The sequence below is a fragment of the Streptomyces sp. NPDC050485 genome (assembly GCF_044458185.1).
Lineage (GTDB): Bacteria > Actinomycetota > Actinomycetes > Streptomycetales > Streptomycetaceae > Streptomyces.
Genome location: NZ_JBITHR010000019.1, coordinates 1 through 25,326 on the forward strand (window position 1 = coordinate 1; position 25,326 = coordinate 25,326).

The 25,326-nt window shown below is 69.2% G+C and carries 24 protein-coding genes; 16 read left to right on the top strand and 8 right to left on the bottom strand.

The genetic code is table 11. The features are described from left to right. Positions 1-102 precede the first annotated feature (102 nt). The 7 genes from fxlM (at position 103) to ACIBK6_RS30850 (ending at position 7,881) form a co-directional block, all read left to right on the top strand. Positions 103-2,265 (top strand): methyltransferase, FxLD system, encoded by a 2,163-nt coding sequence (fxlM, locus tag ACIBK6_RS30820; RefSeq protein ID WP_399054721.1) that lies wholly within the window; start codon positions 103-105, stop codon positions 2,263-2,265. Further along, positions 2,258-3,064, top strand: coding sequence for a PIG-L deacetylase family protein (locus ACIBK6_RS30825; RefSeq protein WP_399054722.1), 807 nt, complete (start codon positions 2,258-2,260; stop codon positions 3,062-3,064). Before fxlM ends, ACIBK6_RS30825 begins: the two co-directional genes overlap by 8 nt. 103 nt (positions 3,065-3,167) lie before the next feature. Then, complete coding sequence (locus ACIBK6_RS30830; protein ID WP_399054723.1) at positions 3,168-4,220, top strand: NUDIX hydrolase; 1,053 nt, start codon at positions 3,168-3,170, stop codon at positions 4,218-4,220. Between the two features lie 37 nt (positions 4,221-4,257). Next, positions 4,258-5,109, top strand: a complete 852-nt coding sequence (locus ACIBK6_RS30835; RefSeq protein ID WP_399054724.1) for a hypothetical protein — start codon at positions 4,258-4,260, stop codon at positions 5,107-5,109. A gap of 482 nt (positions 5,110-5,591) precedes the next feature. Beyond that, entirely contained in the window at positions 5,592-6,581 is a 990-nt protein-coding gene (locus tag ACIBK6_RS30840; RefSeq protein WP_399054725.1) for a hypothetical protein, read from the top strand. Further along, a complete protein-coding gene (locus ACIBK6_RS30845) occupies positions 6,581-7,285 on the top strand; it encodes a hypothetical protein (protein ID WP_399054726.1) in 705 nt (234 codons plus the stop codon). Before ACIBK6_RS30840 ends, ACIBK6_RS30845 begins: the two co-directional genes overlap by 1 nt. Then, entirely contained in the window at positions 7,282-7,881 is a 600-nt protein-coding gene (locus tag ACIBK6_RS30850; RefSeq protein WP_399054727.1) for a hypothetical protein, read from the top strand. Before ACIBK6_RS30845 ends, ACIBK6_RS30850 begins: the two co-directional genes overlap by 4 nt. Positions 7,882-7,987: 106 nt before the next feature. On the opposite strand, the gene ACIBK6_RS30855 is transcribed toward ACIBK6_RS30850, so the two are convergent. Continuing rightward, on the bottom strand, positions 7,988-8,410 hold the full coding sequence (locus tag ACIBK6_RS30855; protein ID WP_399054728.1) for a hypothetical protein: 423 nt from the start codon (positions 8,408-8,410) through the stop codon (positions 7,988-7,990). A 430-nt stretch (positions 8,411-8,840) separates the two neighbouring features. Here ACIBK6_RS30855 and ACIBK6_RS30860 point away from each other — a divergent pair, with 430 nt between their 5' ends. Next, entirely contained in the window at positions 8,841-10,112 is a 1,272-nt protein-coding gene (locus tag ACIBK6_RS30860; protein WP_399054729.1) for an ATP-binding protein, read from the top strand. Then, positions 10,109-11,233 carry a tetratricopeptide repeat protein gene (locus tag ACIBK6_RS30865; RefSeq protein WP_399054730.1) on the top strand — a complete coding sequence of 375 codons (1,125 nt, stop codon included), beginning with the start codon at positions 10,109-10,111 and terminating at the stop codon, positions 11,231-11,233. The genes ACIBK6_RS30860 and ACIBK6_RS30865 overlap by 4 nt, the downstream gene beginning before the upstream one ends. Before the next feature lie 301 nt (positions 11,234-11,534). Here ACIBK6_RS30865 and ACIBK6_RS30870 read toward each other — a convergent pair whose 3' ends face one another. Next, positions 11,535-12,410 carry a phosphotransferase enzyme family protein gene (locus ACIBK6_RS30870; RefSeq protein ID WP_399054731.1) on the bottom strand — a complete coding sequence of 292 codons (876 nt, stop codon included), beginning with the start codon at positions 12,408-12,410 and terminating at the stop codon, positions 11,535-11,537. After that, complete coding sequence (locus tag ACIBK6_RS30875) at positions 12,407-13,840, bottom strand: helix-turn-helix domain-containing protein (RefSeq protein ID WP_399054732.1); 1,434 nt, start codon at positions 13,838-13,840, stop codon at positions 12,407-12,409. Before ACIBK6_RS30875 ends, ACIBK6_RS30870 begins: the two co-directional genes overlap by 4 nt. Before the next feature lie 442 nt (positions 13,841-14,282). Between ACIBK6_RS30875 and ACIBK6_RS30880 the strand changes: the two genes are divergently transcribed. From ACIBK6_RS30880 to ACIBK6_RS30895, 4 genes are all read left to right on the top strand, one after another. Then, on the top strand, positions 14,283-15,326 hold the full coding sequence (locus ACIBK6_RS30880) for a hypothetical protein (protein WP_399054733.1): 1,044 nt from the start codon (positions 14,283-14,285) through the stop codon (positions 15,324-15,326). 35 nt (positions 15,327-15,361) lie between these two features. Beyond that, positions 15,362-16,894, top strand: a complete 1,533-nt coding sequence (locus tag ACIBK6_RS30885) for an amino acid permease (RefSeq protein WP_399054734.1) — start codon at positions 15,362-15,364, stop codon at positions 16,892-16,894. After that, positions 16,894-18,336, top strand: coding sequence for a glutamine synthetase family protein (locus tag ACIBK6_RS30890; RefSeq protein ID WP_399054735.1), 1,443 nt, complete (start codon positions 16,894-16,896; stop codon positions 18,334-18,336). Before ACIBK6_RS30885 ends, ACIBK6_RS30890 begins: the two co-directional genes overlap by 1 nt. Before the next feature lie 68 nt (positions 18,337-18,404). Further along, a complete protein-coding gene (locus ACIBK6_RS30895; protein ID WP_399054736.1) occupies positions 18,405-18,917 on the top strand; it encodes a hypothetical protein in 513 nt (170 codons plus the stop codon). Here the strand turns inward: ACIBK6_RS30895 and ACIBK6_RS30900 are convergent. Then, positions 18,892-19,569: a 2'-5' RNA ligase family protein gene (locus tag ACIBK6_RS30900; RefSeq protein WP_399054737.1), complete on the bottom strand. Its 678-nt coding sequence runs from the start codon at positions 19,567-19,569 to the stop codon at positions 18,892-18,894. The two genes, ACIBK6_RS30895 and ACIBK6_RS30900, sit on opposite strands and share 26 nt — an antisense overlap. Next, a complete protein-coding gene (locus ACIBK6_RS30905) occupies positions 19,535-20,905 on the bottom strand; it encodes a helix-turn-helix domain-containing protein (RefSeq protein WP_399054738.1) in 1,371 nt (456 codons plus the stop codon). The genes ACIBK6_RS30900 and ACIBK6_RS30905 overlap by 35 nt, the downstream gene beginning before the upstream one ends. A 304-nt stretch (positions 20,906-21,209) precedes the next feature. On the opposite strand from ACIBK6_RS30905, the gene ACIBK6_RS30910 reads away from it, so the two are divergent. Both ACIBK6_RS30910 and ACIBK6_RS30915 read left to right on the top strand, forming a co-directional pair. After that, entirely contained in the window at positions 21,210-22,091 is an 882-nt protein-coding gene (locus tag ACIBK6_RS30910) for an aminoglycoside phosphotransferase family protein (RefSeq protein ID WP_399054923.1), read from the top strand. Position 22,092: 1 nt separating this feature from the next. Then, the gene (locus ACIBK6_RS30915; RefSeq protein WP_399054739.1) at positions 22,093-23,148 is read left to right on the top strand and encodes a hypothetical protein; all 1,056 of its coding nucleotides are present in this window, start codon (positions 22,093-22,095) and stop codon (positions 23,146-23,148) included. Here ACIBK6_RS30915 and ACIBK6_RS30920 read toward each other — a convergent pair. The 3 genes from ACIBK6_RS30920 to ACIBK6_RS30930 all read right to left on the bottom strand — a co-directional run bounded on the left by ACIBK6_RS30920 (position 23,145) and on the right by ACIBK6_RS30930 (position 23,883). Beyond that, a complete protein-coding gene (locus ACIBK6_RS30920; RefSeq protein WP_399054740.1) occupies positions 23,145-23,318 on the bottom strand; it encodes a hypothetical protein in 174 nt (57 codons plus the stop codon). The two genes, ACIBK6_RS30915 and ACIBK6_RS30920, sit on opposite strands and share 4 nt — an antisense overlap. Positions 23,319-23,464: 146 nt before the next feature. Continuing rightward, the gene (locus ACIBK6_RS30925) at positions 23,465-23,689 is read right to left on the bottom strand and encodes a hypothetical protein (protein ID WP_399054741.1); all 225 of its coding nucleotides are present in this window, start codon (positions 23,687-23,689) and stop codon (positions 23,465-23,467) included. Then, a complete protein-coding gene (locus ACIBK6_RS30930) occupies positions 23,686-23,883 on the bottom strand; it encodes a hypothetical protein (RefSeq protein ID WP_399054743.1) in 198 nt (65 codons plus the stop codon). The genes ACIBK6_RS30925 and ACIBK6_RS30930 overlap by 4 nt, the downstream gene beginning before the upstream one ends. A gap of 183 nt (positions 23,884-24,066) precedes the next feature. Between ACIBK6_RS30930 and ACIBK6_RS30935 the strand changes: the two genes are divergently transcribed. Beyond that, entirely contained in the window at positions 24,067-25,326 is a 1,260-nt protein-coding gene (locus ACIBK6_RS30935) for a Tat pathway signal protein (RefSeq protein ID WP_399054744.1), read from the top strand.

Consider the following 25,326-nt stretch of genomic DNA (forward strand, 5'->3'; position numbering starts at 1 on the left):
GCCTTTAGGACTTGCTTGAGCCGTGTGCCGCGACGAGTGGCACGCACGGTTCTGAGGGGGGACCGCCGCAGCAATGCGGTGGTCCTACCCGACACCGGTGAGATGGCCGCCTACCTGGCCTCCCTCGGATACACCGTCGACGCCGCCGACTTCGCCGAGGATGTCCTGGAACGAGCCCGCCAGGAGCATCCCGGAGTGGAGGGGGTGCGCTGGCTGTGCCTGGACATCGAGCACGACGACCTGGCAGACCTCGCCGACGACTACCACCTGATCACCCTGCGGCACTTCGTCGCAGGTATCCATGATCGCGGCCGGGTGCTTCGCTGTCTGACCGCGCGGCTGCGCCCAGGCGGGGTGCTCGTCGTCCTCACGCCGGTCGCGGAGCACACCGCCGAGGAGCGGCGCCACATCACGCTGGGCGCGGACGAACTGACGGCGCTCGCCGATGGGTTCGATGGCGTCGAGCGGTTCGACACGGAGGGCCTGGTGGTGCTGGTCTTCCGCGGACCGGGCGGGTCGTTCAGCGCGGAGGAGAAGCTGCGGCCCGACCCGCAGGCGGTCTTCGGCGCCGCGGTGGTGGTGACCGACGCATCCGGGCGGGTCCTGTTGGGCCGCTCGACCCGGGACATGTGGGAGCTGCCCGGGGGCCGGATCGAGACAGGTGAAGCCGCCCCGGCCGCCGCCGTGCGGGAGCTGGAGGAGGAGAGCGGACTGCTGACGGAGGAGGCGGACGCTCATGTCATCACCGTGCTCCACGACGATCGGCTGGACGTGCGTCGTGTCACTGCGGTGGTCCGCGTGACCCGCTGGGACGGTGAACTGGGTCTGCCGGAGCCGCACCGCTTCCTGCGCTGGGAGTGGCACGACCTGCACACCCTGGCCAGTCTCGGGCGGATCTTCGCGCCCAGCGCTCAGGCCCTGGCCGCGGTGTGGCCCGGGGTGCTGCCCGGGCTGCCGTCGGTCCACTCCTATACGTGCGACACCGCTGTGCCGCCGGTGCCCGGTGAGCCGGCGGAGGCCGCGCGGCTGCGCGAACGGATGACGCAATCCGTGATCGTCAAAGGCTGGGCTCCCTCCCCGCGAGTCCAGGCCGCGCTACTTGAGGTCCCGCGCCACCGCTTCATCCCCGAGGCCTCGCTGACGGAGGCCTATCACGACGACCTCGCCGTGGTGACGGTCCGGCAGTCCCCCCAGACCGCGCTCAGCTCCGTCTCGGCTGCCTGGTTGCAGGCCGACATGGCCGAGCAACTTCGGCTGGAGCCAGGGATGACGGTGGTGGAAGTCGGGTCGGGCGGGTACAACGCGGAGCTGCTCGCGCACCTTGTCGGTGAGCGCGGACGGGTGGTGACCGTGGACGTCGACCCGTACGTGGTGCACCGCACCCGCAGGCTGTGCGCGGAGGCCGGCAGCGGCCGGGTCACCGCCGTCCTCGGCGACGGCGGACTCGGCGCGCCAGGCCATGTCCCGGCTACCGGGTTCGACGGGATGATGATCACGCACAATGTGTCCGACATCGCGCCGGCCTGGCGGGAGCAGCTCGCCGAGGGGGCCCGGCTGGTCGTGCCGCTGGAGATGGGCGGCTACACCCGTTCCCTCACCCTGGTCCGGCACGGCGACGTGCTGCACTGCGAGCACTGGACGTACTGCGGTTTCGTACGGGATCGCGGTGCCGCAGCCCGTACCGCCCCGGCCGTGCGGCTGGACGACGGCGAAATCACGGTGCGGTGGGACGACGGGGCGCCCGGCGACACCGCTGGCCTCGACGAGGCTCTGCGCGGGCCCCGGCACGAGCGCTCCACCGGCCTCGTCGTCCGGGGAATGTTCAACTTCGAGACCTTGCAGGTCTATGCCGCGACCACGCTGCCGGGGTTCTGCCGCCTGACCGCGCCGAAGGGGTCCACGCTCGTGGCGCAGCAGGACGCAGCCGCGATCCTGGCGAACGGCTCGCTCGCTTACCTGACCTACCGGCAGGTCAAAGATGCCCCGGAGTCGGCCGATCGCATCACGGAGTTCTTCATCCACGCCTACGGCCCAGCTGCCGAGGCGGCGGCGGAGGACTTCGCCGAGTGCGTCCGGGTCTGGGACCGCGAGGTGCGCGAGAGCGGCTATCCGGCGATGACCGTCCACCCGGCCACAACGCCCGACAACCAGCTGCCGCCCGGTGATGTGCTCGACAAGCCCAGCGCACGGCTTGTCTTTCAGTGGCCGGGTCGAACCCCCGCCGGCACACAGAGCCTCTCGGCCCCGGGTGGCCAGCGTGCCTGACTCCGACGAGCTGACCCCCGCGAAGGGGGCGGCTTCCGCCTTGCCGTCCCTGCTCGGCGTGTTCGCGCACCCCGACGACGAAAGCCTCCTCGCTGGCGGTGTACTCGCCCAGCACGCCGCCGCGCACGCACGCACCGCTGTCGTCACCATGACGTGGGCGCCCGACAGCCCGCGAGCCGCCGAACTCGCCGACGCCTTGCGGGCACTCGGTGCGGGCGCACCTCGCATGCTGGGATACGGCGATGCCCGCAACCCACAGGCGGCCCCCGGCCGTCCCCGGCTCGTCGACGCACCGCTCGACGACGTGATCGCCGCCCTGGTCCGCCAGATCCGCTCGTTCCGCCCCGACATCGTGGTGACGCACGACGCCCTGGGCCAGCTGACCGGTCATCCCGACCACCGCCGCACCCACCAGGCCGCTCTCCTCGCCGTTCAGGACGCGGGACTCGCGCACCTTCACCCCGAAGCGGGGCAGCCCTGGCAACCGCGCGCCGTGTACTGCGCCACGCACCCCGAGTCCGGTGTCGGCGAGCTCGGACCTCTCCTGGAGGCCGTCGGCAAAGCTGTGCTCGCGGTCCCGGACGCGTACGCCACCACAACCGTCGACGTCACCCTGTGGCTGGAGCAGAAATGGGCCGCCATCCTCGCTCACCGAGGCGAAGTCGCCCGCGAACGGCCACTGCCCGGCATCCTCGCCCGCCTGTCTGAGGAGACCCGGCGCAACATCATCGCGACCGAGTACTTCACTCGGCTCGCGACCGGGCCCGTCCCGGATGACCCCCACCTGCTCACAGCCTGACGGCGGCCCACCACCTCCCTCCTTTCCCGGACCCGACCTGCCCGTTCTCGATCGGAGAGCCATGACGACCACATCCGTTCCCGGCGAGATGCCTGGCCCCCGAATGAGCGACGAGGCATACGGTGCTCTGCGAGCCTCGGCCGCGTTGTGGGCCGGAACGTCCGTGCTGATCACCGACCCGCTCGGGCAGGTCCTGGTCCAACACGTCGACTATCGCGACACATGCCTCCTGCCGGGCGGTGCCGTCGACGAGGGCGAGTCCCCCGCTCACACGGCCGCCCGCGAGCTCATGGAGGAACTCGGGGTCGCCGCCCGCGTCGATCGGTGCCTGGCCGTTGACTGGGTCTCCCCCGACAGCGTCAGCGCGCCTGCCGCCATGCGGTTTCCCGGCGAAATCCTGCACGTTTTCGACGGCGGCACCTGGGACGACGCACGGATCGGCGAGATCCGTCTGCCCCCGAGCGAGGTCACCGCGATCGAATTCGTCGAGCCCGCACAACTGCCCGACCTGCTCTCCCCACTCGACGCCCGCCGCGCCCTGTCCGCGCTGCGTGCCCGGATCAACGCCGGAGGCACCGTACTTCTGGAAAACGGCCTCCCGATCACTCCCACTGCCCTGGACCGTCTGGGCGTTCTGCGGACCGCTCGCCCGACCTACCGCTACCCCTGGCATCCTGGACCGGCCCCGCACAACCTGACCGTCACCCAGGTATGGGCATGGCTGTTCGCGCCGGACGGGCGCGTCCTCGTCCTCCTCGAACCCCACACCGGACTCGCCATCCTGCCCGGCGGCACACCCGAGAAGCAGGACCAGGGCGACTTCGTAGCCACCCTGCGCCGCGAAGCCCAAGAAGAAGCAGCCACCCGGATCGGGAGCCCGCTGCTCCTGGGACATGTCACCGATCCCGCCGCGCGGCGCGGATACCTGCGCTACGCCGCGGCACTCGCGGACGTCGGTCCCGCCCAGCCGGACCCAGCCACCGGTCACACCTACACCCGCATCCTGGCAGCTCCCGAACAGGCCGCGGAACTCTTCGACTGGGGACCGGCGACCGCAGAGCAACTCGCCGCGGTCCATCAAGCCCGCCGCCAGCTCGGTCTCCCCCGGGCCGCCCGCCAGCCCGTCACCGAACTCACCGGCTCCAGCGCCCGGTAACCGACCACTCCCTGTCCTCCACCGTCTCGAGGAACCTATGAACCCCCTGCTCCGCATCGTCACCTACAACCTCCAGTTCGGCGGCTGCGACGACAACGGCCTGGGCAGCGACAGCCGGCTGCGCAAGGTGTTTCCCTTCCTCCGCTCCCTCGACGGCGACGCCTACCTCCTCCAAGAGGCCAACTACTGGGACCACTTGGGCAAACGCCGCCTCCACCAGGCCCGCGCCGCGCTGGACATGGCGAGCGCCTTCCTAGCCAAGGCGAACAAGACGACCACCGGGCACGCCTTTCACACCGCGATGCTCTTTGGGCGGAGGTGGAACATCGTGGCAGAGGACAGCGACCGCGCCCGCTACCACCACGTCCTGGGCTGGGCTACCGTCCAGCTCGACGACACCGCGACCACCTGGGACATCCGCAACCTCCACCTCGATCCGTTCTCGCCCGCCAACCGGCACAACGAGGTCGCACCGCTTCAGACGCTGGCCGCGCCCGGCCGCCTCGCCGCGCTCATCGGCGACGCGAACACGCTCGGGATCAACCACCCTGAACCGGACTGGACTCCGCTGCCCGCCCACCTCCGCGCCGCCCAGCTCGCCCCGCATACCGAGGCGGCGGCCTGCGCCGACCGGAGGGCGATACGGCTCCTGCAGGACGCCGGCTTCGTCGACGTTGCGGACCGGTTCGGCGATCAGCGGCCCACCGGTGGCTTCGGGCCCAGCGACGTGCCCCGGCGCCAGGACCTGTTCCTGCTCAGCCCCGCACTGGCCGAGGCCGCCGTCGACTACCAGGTCCACGACCAGCCCGTCACCCGCGGCTTCAGTGACCACTGCGCCGCATCGATCACCCTCAACACCGCCCGCCTCTCCCTCGCAGGCCCACGGTGACAACCGTGCGCCCCCACCCCTGGACGCCGACGCCGCCCCTGCTCGACCGACACCCCGCCTAACCAGGCTTACGTCCGCACCCACGGCCCCCACCTCTGGGTCGTCTCCGAGCGGTGGCTACACGCCACTACAACAGCGTCACCCCCGTCCAGCTCGACCAGCTCGCCGCGGCCGCCCGCACTGCCCTCCAGAACATGCGGCCGTGCACCGTGCAGCTCGGCTCCACCGCGCACGCAAGATCGGACGATCGGACCGCATGGCCCGTACGGAGCGGGCGACGAGGAAGGCGACGCGCTCAGCAACGATGCGTCCGGCAGCGGTACACCGCGGCCGGCGGGTTGAGGCGGCGTTGTTCTGACGGTGATCAACCCGGGCGCTGGCCAACTATCGGGCGACCGGCTACCGCTCCACCGACGAAGATTGCATCGTGCGATTCATTAAAACTGCATCGCGCGATGCAATTGGTGGGTAGTCTGCGGTGCATGGACAAGGTTCTCCCCGATAGCGGAACACTGCCCCTCGATCCGGCCGTCTACTTCGACGATCACGAGGCCGCGTACGACGCGCTCCTGGACTGGTGGCTCGATCGAATCGACAGTGACCGGCGCAGAGATGCGCTGGTCCGCGGCGCCCTCCGGGTGTTTCCAGCGCACGGTGGGGTGACGAAGGTCCACCGGGCGACGCGGCTGGCGCGCTCCACCATCGAACGCATCGAGGCGGCGGGTGTGGGGGTACCGGCCGTAACCGAAGGCCACTTCCCCGACATCCTCGGCTATGCCGACGTCCTGGACGTGCTGGCCAGCCGGTCCGGAGCGGAAGCGCGCCGGTGCAAAGGGGACAGGGCAGAGGAACTCCGCCTGGAGCAGATGGTGTTGCAGGGTCTCGCGGCACGCCTGCGGGACTGTCCGGGTGACGACGTTGGCCTGCAAGCCTTGGCCGCGCGACTCCACTGGGAAGCGGAGGACATGCGCCGCGGCACGGTCGACACTTACGACGGCCCGCTGCGCGTCTCCCATGCGCCGAACCACGTTACTGTCCACTGCCTGGAGATGGTGGCGGGGCAGCTCACCCAACTGCGCCTGCGCGGAGACGCGGCATTCGAGGATCTTGCACCCGAGCTCGTTGCTGAAGCTCAGCAGCGAGCAAAGGAGAACCAGGACAGGGACGTCGGCGAACTGATGGGCGGGGTCCGGTACTTTACGGCGCTGCGGGAAGGCCGATCCGTTCACGGCAGTCGCGAAGCCGACCGGGCAGCAGGCCGGGTCATCACCCTGGCCCAGCGCAAGAAGGAGCTGGAGCGGGAGATTGCCGAACTTACCGACACAGCACTCGATCAGATCTCCGAGGAAGCCGACCCCTCGACCCTGCGGCCGACCGCGGCGCAGGACCAGGAAGTCCGCCTGGCCCTCATCACCGTCCTCGGCGAACAGGGCGCCGCAGACTTCCTCGCCAGCAGCGGCCAAGGAGAATGATGACCGGCACCGAGAGGCTCTCCTACCTCCTCGACATCTCTCTGCCCGCAGGTGATCTGGCGCACGTAGAAGGCTGGGTGAACCCGGGACCGCCCCGTCATAACCGGCTGGACGGATACAGCGCAGCCCAACTGCTCCTCCTGGCCGCCATCCATGAGGCTCAAGGGCCGTTAGCAGTCTCGGCTGACCTGGAGAATGCCGTCGCTCGGCACGTGCTGTCCTGCGGAAGCCAAGCACTGCGTGGCAATGGCTCGAAGACGCTGCGGGCCTACATCGGAACACCGCTGTTCGCCGGGCGCGTTGCGGCCGAGACCATCCGCGCTGCGGTCCAGAGGCATCCGGAAGCGCGTCTCGACGGCGAGCTCAACCGACTTCTCGACAACGCGGTAGAGAGCCTGTGGACGGACACGAAGGAGGGGTGGATCCACCCCCACCCTCGGCGTGACGCTGCTGCTGGGCTCGGCCTGATACGGCACGTCAACCTGCTGCAGTACTCGCGCGACGTGCATCGTGGACTGGACTGGCTGGGCCGGACCGCGGCCTGCAACTCCAGCGTGTACCAGCCGCACCTGCGGAAACTCTGTCAGATGGTCTTCGAGGAGCACTTGCGCAGCGGACTCAACCAAGGACGGACAAGCCTGCTTGGCCAAGCCCTCACAGCCTTCACGCCGATGTCCCACACCACGGGCGGAGACGATCAGTGATCGACGAGACGTACCTGCAGATCCTCTGCGCGCACTTGGCGCAGAATGTACCGGCAGGGGGCCGCTGGACGAACCACGCCAGCCAATGGGGAAAGCCGAAAGGCACTCCCGGATCTGGACACTTCCTCAACGTGAACCCGATCGTCCTCTACGCGGCAGCGCGTGATGCCGAGCTGCCGCTGCCTGACGACCATGAAGGTGAGCAGCAGATCATTCACGACAATGCCCTCGCCGTGGTCCTGGCTGCACACGCCGTGGGCAGCAGGCACGGAAAGGGACACCAGGCCGGTTCGGCCACCGTTGCGGAGGTCCTTGCTGAAGCGCGGCCCGACTCTATGAAGGTCACGTTGGAACAGCTGCTGGCAAGCAAAGCAGACGGATTCCGCCGACTCCTTGCACAGAGCGGCTGCACAGCCGCATGGATGGATCTGCGCACCATCGCGGCCATCGCATACACCACAACCCATCAAGGCGGTGTGGTACGTCTTCAGAGCAACCCCACGGGCCGATGGCCCCAGGCCGGAGGCCCATGGGAACCCATGATCACCTTCGCCCGGGCAACGTGGGCGGCCCACACGGCTGCTACCACAGCGTGACGGCACCGCCCGAGAAGCGAAAGGAAGGGGGGCCATCCCTGCGGAACCGCTCAAGCACCCTTGTCAATGCTGGCGTCAAGCCGCGCCAGATGCTGTCTGGCGGGGTTTACTCAGCTGATTCAACGGTCACCGCGACGGCGCGGCCGCGGAGGTGAACCGCCAGGACCTCCATTTCGACGAGCGTGCCGGTGAGACCGGTCTCGACGAGTTGCGTGGCCTGCTCTCGTGCCTCGCCCAGGGACAGTTCCCGTGCACCACGGAGGGCCTGCAGGACGGGAACCAGGTTTTTCGGCGGGTCTGCAGACAGACGAAGCCGTGCGGGCCCGTGTTCTTGCAGCAGAGCTTGTCGAATGTTCTCAGGCGTGACGGGGCCGCTGTCTTCCTCGCACCACCCACTCTGGCAGCTCGTGCATCGTCCTTCGGTGCCCCAGCTGAGCATGCCGCGCTCGAAGAACTGACCGACATCGCAGATGGTGGTGCCTCCGCAGGCATCGCACCGGCCTATGACGTGCACTCCTTGCGTGATCACAGGGGTCTCCTCAACATCATGGGCCAATCCAGACGGGATCCTTCCCGACAAGTCGGCTTTGGTCGATCAGGTTTGCGATCAGCGACAGCCAGCCGACAGCGTCCGAAGACGACGCACTCTGCCAGCCTCTCCGGCGTTCCGAATCTCCTCGTCCTGATTCCGGCTCACTGTCCGGACTGCTGACTAGCGTGCTCGTCATCCTCCCGCTGACGACGAGAGGCGCCGCCCGTGCCCTGTTGTTCTACGGGCTTGCGGAATGAGGACGCTCGAATGCCGGAGAGGGTGGGTTGAGGCCAGGTGTGATGTGCGGCCCGTTTGGGCCAGTAGTTGGACACTTGCGTTGGGTGTGGCTCGCTACGCCCAACACCTTCGTCAGCATTCGGCAGGGCCCGCGAATGGGATGGTGTCGTCGTGTCCGTAAAGTGGCCGCATGCCTGAGGCCTCTCCCCTGATACGTAGCTTGCGCTCGGCCGTCGAGGCGGCACCCGGTGACGTACCGCTGCGGCTGCACCTGGCCGGCCTGTTGCTGGACGCCGGGCAGCAGAACGACGCGGTCACCGAGGTGGCCATCGCGCTGCAGCACGCACCGGGTGACAGCCAGGCCAAAGCGTTGATGGCGCGCGCCATGGGTGTGCACACCCCCGCGGAAACACCGGCTCCCGCCCTTCCGCCTGCCCCGGCAACCCCGCCCACGGAGCCCGGACTCGACAACGAATTCAACTGGGGCGCAGCCGCTGACCAGTTCAAAGATGTGATTCCGCCCCGCTTCGTCGAAGCACCCCTCACCACCGACGGCAGCGGCAACCCCGACGACTCCCCCGCCTGGGACGTCGATACTCCGGGCACCGTGCGCCTCGCCGACGTCGGCGGCATGCAGGAGGTCAAGGACCGCCTGGAAGCCGCATTCCTCGCCCCGCTGCGCAACCCCGAGTTGCGCAAGCTGTACGGCAAGAGCCTGCGCGGCGGCCTCCTCCTGTACGGACCTCCCGGCTGCGGCAAAACCTTCGTGGCGCGCGCCGTCGCGGGCGAGCTCGGCGCGAGCTTCCTGTCCGTGTCGGTCAACGACGTACTCGACATGTGGATCGGCAACTCCGAGCGCAACATGCACGAACTCTTCCAGACCGCCCGCCGCCAGGCACCCTGCGTCGTGTTCCTCGACGAACTGGACGCTCTCGGCGGCAAGCGCAGCCGCACGCAGAGCGCGGGCATGCGCAACACGGTCAACCAGCTCCTGACCGAGCTCGACGGCATCAACGCCGCCGCCAACGAGGGCGTCTTCGTGCTCGCCGCGACGAATGTCCCCTGGGACGTCGACATCGCCCTGCGCCGCCCCGGCCGCTTCGACCGCACCCTCCTCGTACTGCCGCCCGACGCCCCGGCACGCGAAACGATTCTCCGCTACCACCTGCGCGAACGCCCCATCGAGAAGGTCGACTTGGGCAAGCTCGTCAAGCTGACCGACGGCCTGTCCGGCGCCGACCTCGCCCACCTGTGCGAGTCCGCAGCCGAGACGGCCCTCCTCGACTCGGCACGCACCGGGGTCGTCCGCATGATCGGCATGAAGGACCTGCTGGATGCCGCGAAGCAGACGGTGCCCTCGACCGAACCGTGGTTCGCCTCGGCACGCAACGTCGCGATGTACGCGAACGACGGCGTGTACGACGACCTGGTCGCCTACCTCAAGAAGAGGCGGAAGCTGTGACCGCGCTGCACCCGACCCTCGAACGGGCCCACGCTCTGATCGAGTTCGGACGCCATGACCAGGCCCTGGCCCTGCTGGGCCGCCATCTCGCGGAGGATCCCGGCGACATACGCGCCTGGGTCAAGCTCAGCTACTGCCACTTGCACGCGGACGAGCCCGAGAAGGCGATGGAAGCGGCCGATGAGGCTCTCAGACTGGCTCCCGAGGACTACGGTGCACTGTTGCTGCGTGCCCAGGCGATGGTGCGCAACGGGGGCTGGCTCGACGTCGAACCCGTACTGCGTGAGGCGGTCCGGGTGGCTCCGGAGGAGTCCTACGCTCGTGCCATGCTCGCGGATGCCGTATGGCGTGTCTCCCTGGTCCGATACGCCCGGGAAACCGGCGGCGGCGGCAAAATCAGCTTCAGCGACACCGAGCGCGTCACCCGCGAGGCGGCCGACCTGGCCATGGAGGCACTGCGCCTGGGCCCCGAGGACATCTACGCCCACGAAATCGCCCAACGTATCGCCAGCACCTCCGGTAACAGCACCGTCTCCGATCAACTCGACGAGGCCATCCTCCGCATCGACCCCACGCACTCGGCGGCCCTCGCCCGGCAGACGGAGAAGGCCGCACAGGCGCCGGGCGTAGGCGCGGGCCGGGCCGCCGAACTGTACGCGGACGCACTCGCCGGTCAGCCTGACCACCCATTCATGCAGCAGCAACTCGACCGCGCCACCTACCGCCTTCTACGCGGCACCCGATGGCTCGCTCTGCTCTGCCTGGTCCTGGCAGGCGGCATGATCAACCTCTTCCCCTCGGACGACCAACCCGCCCCCGAACTGCCCCTGCCCATCGGCCAGCGCCTCTGGTCCATGGTGATCATGGCAGTGATCTGGGGCTTCGGTGCCTGGCGCCGCTACCGCAAGCTCCGCGCCGGCGTACAGCTCAACGTCCGCTCCCTGATCCGCCGCGGCCGCTGGGCCCGCGTTGTCCTGGCCCAATCGGGCTGGGCCATGCTGTGCGCCGTGCTGATTGCCGGGCCCCCCTGGACAGACCTGCCCGTGCCGCGCCTCCTGTTCTGGGCAGGGATCGTGCCCATAGCGGCCACCATCCTGTTCGACAAGAAGAAGGCCCGCTAGTTGGGCCCGTCTCGTGGCCCGAGGTCCGCTGCCACCGGCCGCCGTGTCCGTGCCATGCCAGCCCTGGGCCGCGGCCCGCTCCACGGTGCGCCGCTCGATGCGCACCCACGTGCCGCTGCTGGTGCGGGAGCCGGCCGTACGACGCTTGCGGATCAGTCAGGCCTACTCCCCGGGTCGCACGTGAGAGGGCGACTTGGTTCAGCATCTCGTCGACCGATCCGCGGCGGAGATCGACGTTGCGGTTGTGCGTGTTCACTGAGCCTCCGTCGCCGACGCCCGCGCCCCGCACCGGGAGCGCTGCTCACGAGGCCGCCGACCAGCAGGCTTCGTCCCGCCCGGCACGGAGGGTCTCGACCCGGTGGGCGAGTTGGCGGGCGGCCGCTTCGTCGCCGCGGTCCGCACGTCTGACGTAGGACCCCAGGGTGTGCAGGTCCCGCATGCGGCGCAAGACGGGGAGACCGTGCCAAGCCCTGAGGTCGTAACCGTAGGCCGTGCCGAACTCATCCAGTTCTCGCTGGGTACGTCCGAACCTGATGCCTTGGTAAGTATTCGCCAGGTCGAGCTCGCGAGGGCCGATCGCCACCTCGTCCCAGTCTCCCAGGAGGACCCTCTGGTCGTCCCAGAGCGTATTGCCGGGGTAGGCATCACCGTGGAGCAGACCATCTCCCAGGGCGAAGTCCAGGCCCCGGTAAGCCTCCAGGAGCTGTTGTCGGCGCTGGAGCAGCCAGGCGCGCTGGTCTGGCCGCAGACTCGTACTGTCGGTGAGGGTCGCGAACAGGGAGGCCAGAGGCTGGAAGGGCGGAAGCTCGACGGGCGGGGCCGGCAAGTCGTGCAGGGCGCGCAGGAGTTCGCCGAGATGGCGTGCTGCCGGCCGGTCGGTGCGCGGTTGCGGGTAGTGCGTCCAGAACGTCACCGCGAATCCGTCCTGGTGGACGGGCTGGGGCAGGTCGGCCGGCTCCGTTACGGGGTACCCCTGGTCGACCAGCCAGCGTGTCACCGCGATGGACGTTGCCAGGCGTTCGTGGTGCTCGGCCCGGCTCACGCGGACGACGACCTGGTGTTCGCGGAGCAGATAGACAGCGGTGGCGTGGTTGCCGAGGGGGATGAGGGAGCGGTCTGAGAGGCCCGCGTTGCGGCAGGCGTGGCGGGCGGCTGTTTCCGCGGGGGCCTTCGTCATGGGAGGGGCACCTTCGCTGTTGTGTCTATCGCTTGGTAGCTGCGCGCGGCGTCGGCGAGCTCCCGGGCGAGTGTGCTGCCGGTGTACCGGGGATGTTCAAGGCGGGATCCGATGCGGTGAACGGCACTGCCGAGCTGGCGGATCCGCAGGTTGGCGGGCAGGTCGAGGATCTTCTGGAGCTGTGCTCGGGCGCCTTCCACTTCGCCGGTGGCAACCCGGGCCGTCGCGATGTCGAGTCGGGCGAGTGCCTCGTCGCCGTAGGAGCGGTCCTCCTGGGCGCCCCGTTCGTACAGGGCGATCGCGGCGGCGGCGTGCTGTTCGGCCCGTCGGTGGTCACCGAGCAGAGCGTACGTTCCGCCCAGGTAGTACTCCTGCTTGGCCTCGGGGAAGGTGAGGATGCCGCCGAACTCTCCGAGCCCGCCGGGTTGCGCGTGCTCGTCGCGGGCGTGGCGCATGACGGCGAGGGCGGCCTCGGCGCGGTCCCGGTCTCCTCGGCGGGCCGCGGCACGGGCTTCGACGGCTGCGATCCGGATCCGGGATTCGCCGGGTGGTGCGTAGGCGGCGGCGCGCTGGGTGTAGCGGTCGATCGAGGTCCGCAGCGGGGACCATTCGCAGATGAGGGCGGCGGTGCCGTTGGTCCAGGCGCGCAGTCCGTGGTGGTCGGCTCGTTCGGCGCACATCCAGGCGGTGCGGACCTGCGTCATGGCGGCTTTCTCGTCGCCGAGGTTCTGTGAGGCATGCGCGAGCAGCAGGCAGCCGGTGCCGGCGAGACGGAACAACTCCCTGCTGTGGGCGGGGGCTTGGCGCCCCTCCAGGAGAGTGAAGGCGCGGCCGGTGGTGTCCAGGAGCGCCGCGAGCAGCGGTTGCAGCGGAGTGTGGACGTAGTCGCGGGCAATCCTGGCGAGGGCGACGCTCAGGTCTTCCAGGTCGTCGTCACAGACGTTGGTGCCGATGTGACGGGCCGCGAACCGGGCAGAGAGTTGGGCTGCCCGGCTGGCCAGTCCGGCGTCGGCTTCGGCGATTGGCGGTGTGGCGGCCTGGACCCTGGCTGTCCGGCGGGCGGCCGCCGGGCGGAGGTCCCTGGTGCCCTTGGGCGCCCCGACGGCGTCGAGGAACCGGTTGATCTTGTTGATGTTGGTGAGGTGTCTTCTCCCGGATTCGAGGAGGGAGAGGTAGCTCTGACTCAGGCCGGTCGCGGCCGCCAATTGCACTTGGCTCACCCCGCCCAGGGTGCGGATCAGTCTGCTGAGCGCGCCGAAATCAGCCGAAGCCAGCGCGCCTTGTACGTCCGGGTCCTGCCAGATGCCCGGCGGAACCAGTGGATCGGCGGGGAGAGCCGTCCTCTTGGCGCAGGCCGCACACCTTTCGCTGGCGTTGTACTGGCTGAGTCGGCAGCCGCAGCTCGCACACGTCCGTAAGCGGTCCGCCATCACCACTCCAGGTTCATTCTGGCCAGCATTCGCGCAATGACAAGAGTAGGCCGCATTCCGCAAATCGCCTGCACCCAGCTGGAGTTGGCCTCGGCGGTGCATCCGATAGGTGTCGTTTCGCAGCATTGGAGACACGCTAATTCCCGCCATCAGTGCCTCTATGACAACTGTGATATTGCACTTGGAATGGGCAAGGCGGTGTGCGGCGATCACAGTAGTGCCGCAGCCGTCCCTGGTCGGGAACCGCAGCGCCGCGCTCGCCGACCCCGGCCCGCTCGCGGGGCTCCTTCCAGCCCGGTTCAGTGCGTCCGACCTCGCAATCCCCGTCCCCGGAGGCCACTTTGCGCCCCGCCTATTGTTCGCGAGCACGTCGTCCGGCAGTGCGCCATCACGTCGCGGCCGGCTCCCTTTCGGCCGTCCCTTCGTGTGAGGGGAGTGCCTGATGCGCGATGCGCAGCGGCTCCGCGACTTCGAGCCTATTTACCATCCGGCGGGCTTCGACGGTGCGTTGCGCCGCGCGCTGGAGGATCTGCAGGCGGGCCACTGGTGGGCCACCCGGGATCTGCTGCTGCGCACGGGCACCGACTGGCCGCTGCGGACCAGCCGGACCCAGGTGCTGGCCGCCGCGGCCGCGCGCTCGGACGTGGCGGAGGCGTGGTTGTCGGAGGACCGCCGCAGCCCCGAGGCACTCCTGCTGCATGCGCGGGTGTTGGTGGAGCGTGCACTGCAGGCGCACCGCTCCGGGCACGACGAGCGGTATCAACTGGCGTCGCTTGCCCGGGAGGCATGCCGGGGCGCCGGCGAGGCGGCGCCCGCCGACCCTGTTCCGTGGGTCGGCCTGATGGCGCTCGCCCAGGTCGACCGGGAGACCCGTTTCACCGAGCACTGGCGCGGGCCGTGGGAGCAGATGCTGCCCGGCGGCCCGTGGGGGCTGCTGTATTACGTGCATCAGCGCCACCCGGTCAACCGTGAGGCCTACCACCGGATGTTGCAGTTTCTGTACTCGTGCCGGTGGACTTCGAACGCGGACGCCCTGTCGTTCGCCCAGTGGGCGGCGAGCACCGCAGATCCGGGCTCGCCGCTGCGCATCCTGCCGCTGTACGCGTGGGTCGAGAACTACCGCCAGCGCCGTGAGAGCGGCAGCACCGATGTTCTGACGGACCGCCAGTGGGCGAACGAGCCCGTCATCTGGGATGTCCAGCGCGCCCACGAGGGCTGGGTCGCCAAGCCCGCCAGCGCACGCTCGGTCGGTGACTGCAACTACCTGGCTCACGCTCTGTGGGCGGCCTGCCAGTACGTGGAGGCCGGCGAGGTCTTCCAGTGTCTCGGCGATCTCGCGACCCAGGCCCCGTGGATTCATCTCACCGACGAGCCGGGCCGTCCGGACCTGGCGCGGGCCCTGTTCGTGCGGGCCCGCGCGGAATGCCTGAGCCCGGCCCGTAAACGGTCCGCCCGCGGATCAGCGCACCGTCCCCGCTTCGCCTGACCCCCCTCTTTCTTCTTCGGACTGGAGGCAGTCTCATGTCCCACCCCCGCCCATCCGTATCCGCTTCCCCGCCGCGGCCGGACGGCGACCTGCTGCGCGGGCTCGGCTACGAGCCTGTCCTGACCCGTCGGATGAACGGCTTCGGGAACGCCGCCATCTCCTTCTCTGTCATCTCCGTGTTGTCCGGCTGCATAACGATGTACGGGTTCGGCCTGGCCACCGGCGGCCCTTCGGTGATGCTGTGGGGCTGGGTGATCGTCGGGTTCATGGTGTTGTTCGTCGGCGCCGGGCTGGCCGAGGTCACCTCCGCCTATCCGACCTCGGGCGCGCTCTACTTCATGGCCGACCGGCTCGGCGGCCGCCGCTGGGGCTGGTACACCGGCTGGCTCAATCTCCTGGGTCTGCTGGGGGCGATAGCCGGTATCGACTACGGCGCGGCCGTGTCGATCGGCGCCCTGTTGAATCTTCAGACAGGCTTCGAGCCCACCCCGCAGAAGATCCTTGTGATCTATCTGGTGATCCTGGCGCTGCACGCCGGCCTGAACCTGTTCGGTGTGAGCCTGGTGTCCCTGCTGAACCGGATCAGTGTCTGGTGGCACGTGGTGGGAGTGGTGGTCATCGTCGGCGCCCTCACGTTCGCGCCGGTGCACCACCGCTCTCCGCGGTTCGTGTTCTCCGAGTTCGTGAACACGACGGGCTGGTCGAACAGCACCTACGTGGTGCTCATCGGGCTGCTGCTGGCCCAGTACACATTCTCCGGCTACGACGCCTCCGCGCACCTGTCGGAGGAGACCACCAACGCCGCAGTGTCCGCGCCGCGCGGCATCATGCGCGCCATCACCTGGTCCTGGGTGGCCGGCTTCGTGCTCCTGTTCGGTCTCACGTTCTCCATCCAGAACTACGCGGCGGTGCAGGGCAGCGAGACCGGGCTGCCGCCCGCCCAGATCTTCCTGGACGCCCTCGGAACCGGCGGTGCCAAGGCGCTGCTCCTCGTGGTGATCATCGCGCAGTTGTTCTGCGGCAACGCCGAGGTAGCCGCCTGCTCGCGGATGGTGTTCGCATTCTCCCGGGACGGGGCGCTGCCCGGCTCTCACCTGTGGCGGCGCGTCGACGGGCGGACGGGCACGCCGCGGGCGGCCGTGTGGCTGTCGGTCGGCGTGGCAGCCGCCCTGGCGCTGCCCTCGCTCTACAGTCCGACCGCCTACAACGCGGTCGTCGCGATCAACGTCATCGGCATCACTCCGGCGTATGCCATTCCTATCTATCTGCGCCTGCGCCACCGGGACCGGTTCACGCAGGGCCAGTGGAACCTGGGGCGGTGGAGCATGCCCGTCGGCGTGGTCGCGGTGGCCTGGGTGGCGTTCGTAACCGTCCTGTTCTGCCTGCCCCAGACCCGGCCCGAGACCGGCGCATGGGTCTCCGTGGACACCTTCAACTACGCCCCCGTCGCCCTCGTGGCCGTGCTGGCACTGGCCACCGTGTGGTGGCGGATCGCCGGACGCGACTACGAGATACCAGCCGTGGCCGCCGATACCGAGATGGCCAAGATCCAGGACGGGGTCGTCTGATGACCACCACACCCCCCTCCTTCAAGAAGCTCCCCCGACTGAGCACACCGTCCGCCGAGTCGGTCCAGAACCCGTCAGCAGCCCGGAAGCTCCCGGTGGGAAGGCTTGATGTCGACGAACTGCGAAGCACCGTCAAGGCTGGGCTGATCGACACAGTGGTCCTCGCGCTGCCGAACCTTCAAGGCCAGTTGCGCGGCAAACGCTACGGAGCCCGGCACTTCATCGACCGGGTCGCCGACGGCAGCGCGGAGATGTGCAAGTACATCCTCGCCACCGACATCGACATGACCCCCGTCGACGGCTTCGACCTCACCTCCTGGGAGACCGGCTACGAGGACGTCGCCGTCGTACCGGACCTCTCAACGCTGCGCATGCTGCCGTGGCTACCGCGTACCGCACTGGTCCTCGGGGATGCGATCGGACCGGACGAGCATCCTCTGGACGTAGCGCCGCGGCAGATGCTGCGCGACCAGCTCACCCAGCTCGCCGCGCACGGCCTTCACGCACAGGTGGGTCTGGAGACCGAGTTCGTCCTCTACCGCGGCACCAACACGAAAGCCATCCGCATAGGGTCCGGCGGGCTGGTGCCAGTGGCCGAGGACAACCTGGACTACGCCCTCGATCACCCCCCGGCGATGGACCGGTACTTCCGCCGCCTGCAGGGCTCCCTGGCGAGGGCGGGGATGCCGGTGGAAGCGATCAAGACGGAAGGCGCCCCGGGCCAGGTGGAGATCACCTTCCCCCACGGCGGAGCCCTGGCCGCGTGCGACAAGCATCTCGTGTTCAAGCACGCGGTGCGCACCCTGGCCAGCCGGGCGGGAATGACCGCGACGTTCATGGCGTCCCCGGCAACCGGTGTCGCCAGCGGCCTGCACGTACACATCTCCCTGACCCGCAGCGGCAACGCCATGCTCCCCACGCCGGACGGGGAGCTGTCGTTGATCGGGGAGCGGGCGGTCGCGGGGCTGCTGTCCGCGTTGCCGGGCCTGGCACCGCTGTACGCGCCGAACATCAACTCCTACAAGCGGTACGTGCCTGGCTCGTTCGCTCCCACCCGCATGACGTGGGGCTTCGACAACCGGACCTGTGCGGTGCGGGTGGTCGGCCACGGCGATGGCCTGCACCTGGAGGTACGAACACCGGGCGCGGACGCTAACCCGCACCTCGCGGTCGCCGCGACCGTTGCGGGGATCGTGCAAGGGCTGGAGCACAAGACACCTCCCCCGCCGGCCTGCACGGGCAGCGCGTACGAGGCGGACGCGCCCCTGATCCCCACCACGCTGGAGGAGGCCCGCTCGGCCTTCCAGAACAGCGCGATCGCCCAGAGGGCATTCGAGGGGCCCGTCGTGGACCACTACGCCCAGCTGGCCCTGCTGGAGATCGAACACCACCGCCGGCATGTCACCGATGTCGAGCGGGACCGCTGGCTCACCCGGGCCTGACCTTCGCCGGCCCCACCGGCTCATCCGCCGACGTGTTCGCGACCGAAATCATTGAAGGAACCGAGCCAGTGACCATCCCGATCAGCACAATCCCCGTCCAGCAGCTCACTCCCCGCCAGCTCCTGGCCGCCAGTCTCCTCGCCGAAGGCCGGACCGCCCGCCAGGGCACCACGTCGTGCCATAGCGAGGCAGTGAGCCTGAACGCGATGCTGCGCAGGGCCGGCCGCCAACTGGGCGTGATCGGCGGGCCTGCCATCGTCCACACGCTGTACCGCGCGCAGCAGTTGCCACGCCCCGCTCGCGCCGTCCTCATGGCTGACCTGTCCGAGACACAGCGAGAGGTGTGGCGCTATGTCGCGAGTGGGGTGACGTCGGCGAGGGCCATCTCCGACGCGTCGGCCAAGTCGGCCAAACGTCTATCGGTGAAAGCCGCACGCCGGTTACTCAGCGATCTGAAGTTCACGGTGGGAGCGGAGAGCAACGCGCACCTCGTGACGCTCGGCTGGAAGTACGGCGTGGTGGACGAGTCGGTGAACGTGGTTGCCGCCGCGCTGCTCAGCCCAACGGCAGGGAGTGAATGACGTCCCACCGGTAGGCGCGGTTCTCCCGGCGTAGCTCAACGAGGTGGACCTGGTCCACGGCCAGGTCCACCGGTTCGAGGCTGCGGAGCGGCGCGATGGTCTCCCTAACCAGCTGCGCGTCCGTTGCGATGGGGCAGTAGGCGATGCCGATGTGAGGCCGTAGCGAGGCAGTTGCGCTGTTGAGGGCCAGGCCGTTGTCCGTGCTCGCCTGCGCCAGTGTGGCGTGCAGGCTCACCACGGGGTCCCACGGGGCGAGGCTGAACCGGATGGCGCCGCGGGATGCGGTCATGGGGATGGCCTGCAGGGTGAAGGCTGCCGGCAATCGGTCGGCGGCCGCGCCGGCGAGCGCCCTGAGCTGGTGTCGGTCCACAGCACTGGCCAGCCCGATCCTGCCGAGGGTGAGATGCAGGCCGTCGGCGGGGATGGAATCGAAGCGGAGGGGCCCCAGGTGGTGCTGGCACTTCACGGCGAGGTCGACCAGCGGGACTGTCTCGGGGACGGTAAGCATCCAGTAGTAGGCACGGGTGGCCGGCGCCCAGCCGGGGCGGTCCCAGTGGTTGGTCATCTCCCGGATGCGGCTGAACTCAGCCCACTCGTAGGCGGCGATCCGGGCTCCGTCAGTGGTGCTGGGCGGCGGAGTCGGCGGGAACACTCTCGGATCGTGCGCGAGCAGCACTCCCTGCTCCTTCCCTCTGGGTCCTCGGTGCAGTCATGGTCCCAGAGGCCGTCAACGCACCGACGGCCGGTGTGCTGCGCCATGCGCGCAGCGCGTCGGTGTAGTCGCGCACGATCGCCATGTCCTTCCACGGGGAGGCGTGTTCCTGGAGTTCTCCGGCGCGCTGGACCACGGAGCGGATCGGAGCCCCGCTGCCGTTGCTGAGGACCTGCCGTCCCAGCACCATCGCCTGCTCGACATCCGGCCGGGAGCCGGCGAGGAGCGCGGTGGCGACGTCCAGGCGGACCAGGGCCCGGCTCCACGCGGAGTCGGACCCATTGACCAACGTGTCGATCTGCGTGGCGTAGCACAGGACTTCACGGGCATGGCCGAGCGCGAGGTGGGCTGTCGCGGCGTTGGCCAGGGTCCGCGCCGCGCTGTAGGGCTCGAAGGCGATGCAGGAGGTCAGCCCGTCGGGAACGCGATGCCGTGCGGTGAGTTCTTCGGCTTCGCCGATGGCGCGCAGCGCCCCCGTGGTGTCGCCGAGCTTGGCGCGAGCCCGGGCCAGACCGTTGGACAGCAGCCGGATTGCCTGAGGATCGTCCGGGCCGAGTCCGATGCCGTGCTCGGCGGCCTGGGCCGCCCGCGGAAAGTCGCCGGCGTAGTAGGCGGCCAGGGACCGGGTTCCGTGGAGCCACATCATCAGCGGCCGGTCCTCGATGTGGCCGGCCAGGGCGAGGGCCTCGGCGCAGTAGGCCTCGGCCAGGGTTTCGTGGCCCGCGTTGACGGCCATGTAGGCCAGGAGCCCCGAGGCCTGGGCGGCCAACCGGAACAACTTCTCCCGCTGGCGGGGCGGCTGTCGGCCATCGAGCTGGTCCTGGACGAACCCGCGGAGTCCAACGGTCTCGGGCGCCAGCCGGTACGGACCTTCTGTCTCGTAGCGGGCCACGAGGTCGGTGACCGTCTGCTCCAGCAGGTTCAACGTCGCGGGCTCGACGTTGGATCCCGTTGCCACGGCGAGGCGTTGCGCGATCTCCAGGGGGCTTTCCCAGGGCTGGGGAATGGGGTGCGGAGACAGCGGGGATACCGTGCCGGGCAGCACGATCGGCGAGATCTCCGGCGGCACCCCCATCCCCGACAGCATCCGGGCGATCTTCTCGATGTTGACCAGCCGGCGTTCGCCGGTTTCGACCAGGGACAGATGACTCTGGCTCAAGCCGGTGAGCGTGGCCATCTCGGTCTGGCGCAGCCCGGACAGTTCACGGATCCGCTGCAGCGCGATGGCGAAGTCCCAGGCCCGCAAGGCGCCGGCCACCTCCGGGTGCTGCCACACCTGTTCCGGAATGCTGCTGGCGTCTACCTGCTGCGCGGACCGTGAGCAGGGCCCGCAGGTAGACGAGTTGTTGTAGCGGCTGGTCCGCGTCCCGCACCGGGTGCACCGTTGGTCGTCCTGCGCCGTCACTGCATGCCTCCCCATCTCGCGGAGATCCTCGCGCCGGCACCGTCCGACCGCCAATGACAACTGTCATATTGCGGATGGAATTTACCTCCCTCACGCCCCGGCACATCATGTTCGGGCACACCGCCAGGCGCGTCCGCGGTGGCACTCACGAAGGAGGCCGCGCTCAGTGATCGACATGCCCAAGGACGTCGAAGCTCTCCTCGGGTCGATAACCGTCAACTTCTCGGTCCTCACCCAGCTCAGACCACCAAGCCAGGGCCGCTCCGACCTCTGGGAGGCCGAAGACTCCCGCGGCCAGCGCCTCGTGGCGAAGCGGCATCGCAGCTCCGAGTCCCTGCGGCGAGAGACCCACGCGTACCGGCGTGCCGTCTACTCCCTGGGCGCCGACCGGGCGCCGCGGCTGGTGGCCAGCAGCGACACCGCGCAGACCACCGTGCTCACCAAGCTGGCCGGCCGGACCGTCCCCGACCAGCGCCACCGGCTGGACAGCAGCGTCGAGTGGGAGGTCTTCCACCAAGCCGGCACCCTGCTCGCCCAGCTGCACGCCGCACCGCATGACGGCGACCGGGCACGCGTCCTGCCCGCGGAGCCGTGGGACGCGCTCACCGACGGCCTGCTGAACCTCATCAACGTGTACGTACCCGCGCACCTGGCCACCGCCCTGCGCGCGCTCCTGGCCGACCAGCCCAGCCTCCCGGACCCGGTGGTCGTCCATGGCGACTACACCCCCCGGCACTGGCTGTGGGACAGCCGGCAACGCTTCCTCAGAATCATCGGATTCGGCCGGTCGGGCATCGAATCTCCCCTGCGACGAGAACTCCCCCGCCTGCTCCACGGAACGCTCAGAGGCCGGCCCGACCTCAAGAGCGCCTTCTTCGACGGATACGGCCGCAGCCTCACCTCGGACGAGCACCACGCCTGCGCCGTGTTCGCCGCAATCGACGCTGCGCGCAACCTGCGTTGGGGCCATCAGCACAGTCACCTCGACACCGTGGAGGAAGCACTCGCCATCCTGGAGCACATCCACACCGGCACGGCCGCCGGGACAAACACCTGACATGGACGACGACTGGGAGGAGCGCGACGGCATTGATGAGCTGGACGAGCGGCAGGTACGAGAAGCCCTTGAGTGCCAGTACCCGCTCACCGTGGCGAAGGTGGAGGAACTGCCCGGTGCGGATACATCACTGCGATGGCGCGTCCTGACGAACACCGGACAACACCTGTTCGTCAAGGAATGGGAGTCACACCATCACGTCCCGCGGACTAGGGTCGCAGCGGACGCAGCCATGCACGCCCGGGCCGGGCTGCTCAAGCTCCCGATCCCCAAGGTCCTCTCGGACCGGAACAGAAACCTGGTGTCCGTCACGGAAACCGGAGCATGGATGGTCATGGAAGAGGCCGTCCTGGGACAGGCCAACCCCGGGCCGTTGTCCGTGGCCCAGGCCGAACACGTCGGCATCATGCTGAGCCGACTGCACTGGTCCCTCGCCTCCTACCCGCAGCCAGCGCCCGCCCGACGACCTCCCTGGACATGCGGTGTCACGAAGGCCGTCCACCACTGCGACACCCTGCTCACACAGACCGGAAGCCAGACCTGGGCAGCGCAGCCGCAGCTTGCCGCCCAACTGGAAAAGCGCCGCCATGACTTGCACCAGAGCGCGGACTCGCTGCTCTCTGCCATACCTGACCTGCCGCCGCAGACCCTGCACGGCGACTTCACACGCGCCAACCGCTTCGTGGTCACCGATGTCGTCCAGTCCATCGTGGGCTTCGCACCCGGGTGGGGTCCACGAGCCTGGGAACTCGCACAGGCCGCTTTCGACCCCCTGACCGTCACCAGCCGCAAGAACTGGGCGGAGATCGCTGTCTCGCTGATCAACGCCTACCGCTCGGAGCGATCGGGGCTCACCCCGGCCGAGGTGACGGCCGTGCCGCGGCTGGCCCTGCTCTCCGCCCTCTTCGACCTCGACGGAGCCCAGCCCCTCGGACACTACCCGCCGCCCGCCGACGCAGCCCGGCGGACGGCGTGGACCCTGCACCACACGGCCTTTCAGGAGATCTCCGACCATTTAAGCCTGCTCGACGAAGCGCTGGCGCATCCTCCTGGCTAACGCCGCTGCAACATGAGCGAGCCCCGGGCGCGGCAGGCGGCAGCCGTAGCAAGCAGCTCACGCGACTGCTCGGCCTGCACCTTCGCCCAGCTTCCGCAGGAGCCGCGCATCACCGAGACGAGTGAGACGCCGAGCAGGCTGTGCTTGGCGAACAGCGGCTGGCCGCCCACCTCGATCCGCTGGACGTACCCGATGACGCTCGACGTGTGCGCACCAAGAACGGCGTGCTCGCCCGGCCATAATGAGGCAGCGGCATGCTGTATCTACATCTGCGCGGCGCAGAAGCCGGACAGGACACTGGCGTCAACGACGGGGATCACAGGCCCTCCCGGAAGGTGCTGGGGCCGCTCAGGTGCTCCCGCCGCCGGTCCTCCGCCCGCTCGACCTGAACGGCGAGCAGTGCGAACTGGTCCGGGCTGATGACGAGGCGGGTGTCCTCGGTGGTGCCGTCAAGCTGGTGCACGGTGATGGGCCACACGAATTCCTGCGTCTTGGGGTCGTAGGAGATGTCCTTCTGGCGGGACGTGGCGTGCGTGATCACTGCACCGCCTCCTTCGCCGAATCCTTTGGCGCCGGGCTGAGGGAGCCCATCCGCGCGGGCCACGTTTCACTGCCATGCGCGGCGCGCAGGATCAGACGCTTGAACGCGGCGGAGTCGGGGAGCTGCTCGATGAAGCCGATGCGGGAATGCTCGGCATCGAGCACCCGGTCACCGACGTTGAACCGTTGTGTCATGAGGGGCCTCCCTCGCCGGGAGCTGCGAGACGTGAGATGGGGTCACGGTGGGTGTGCATCAACTAACCGCACCCGGCGGCCAGTTGGTCATGACGAACCCGCCGTGATCTGCTCGCCGCAGAACTGACGACTTGACACTTCCTTGACTGTCGGCGGTTGCGGCCGGGGCTCTACGGTGTGGATATGCCGGGGAGCAAGAACCAGGACCTCGCCGCCTGGATGGACGCCCACGCGGTGGCGGCCGACGAGCTGGCCGAGGACCTCAACGACGCCTTAGCCGACCTCACCGGCCGTCGCGGCAAGCTCACCGAGCGCACCGTCTTCCGCTGGCTGTCGGGCGAGAACCAGTGGCCGCAGGGCAAGTACCAGGTGGTCCTGGAGCGGGTCACCGGCCGCCCCATCAGCGACTTAGGGTTCGTCCGCCCCGCACGGAACACGGCCGGCCCCGCATCACAGGAGGACCCCGTGCGCCGACGCACCTTCGTCACTGGCACCACCGCAACCGTCCTCGCCGTCGCCACGGCCCCGGTCGCAGCCCGGCCCACCGTCGGGACCACCGACGTGATGGGCCTGCGCCGTCAACTCGCCGCCCTGTGGCTCCTGGACGACACCTCCGGCGGCAGCGCCGAGCTGGAGGCCAAGGCCGTCGCCCTCGTCGAGAAGACCCGGGGTCTGCAGCAGAACGGCAGCGCCACCCAGAAGACCCGCTCCCGCCTGTACGCGCTCGCCGCGGCCTTCACCGCGACCGCCATGTGGGCCGCCGTCGACTCCCGCCGATTCACCGAGGCCCAGAGGCACCTCAACGAGGCGATCCACCTCGCCGCGCTCTCGGGCGACGGCCAGGTCCAGCACCAGATCTGGCGCTACGCCGCGGTGCTCGCAGACCAGCGCGGCCGCCATGCCGACTCCATCGCTGCTGCCGAAGCCGCTCTCAACACCCGCTCTCACCGTACTGATCCGATGTACGCCTCGCTCAGCCACGCCCGACTGGCCCTCTCCGCCGCAAGCGCCGGCGACCGGATCCGCGCCCAGCGGGCGATAGGCCGGGCCGCCGACGCCTTCGGCCGCGCCGACCCGGCCCGGCCGCGGCCAGCCTCCATGGACTTCTACACCCTCGGTGAACTCCACGGCCTGACCGGCATCACCCACTACCGGCTCGGCCAGGGCGAACAGGCCGAATACCACTCCCACCGCTGCCTGGCGGCCCTGCGCCCGGAACAGAACCGCAACCGCGCGTACTACACCGCCCAGACAGCCCTGTCCCAACTCCAGCAAGGGGAACTGGAGATGGCCTGCGCGACTGCCGAACGCGTCCTGCCCCAACCCGGTGCGGGCGTCGGCCGCGTCTCCCACCTGCTCGGCGGCTTCACCGCCAACCTCAACCAGCGCGCCCCCGGCGCACAGATCACCCGCACCTGGAACACCCTCGCCCGCACGGCCTGA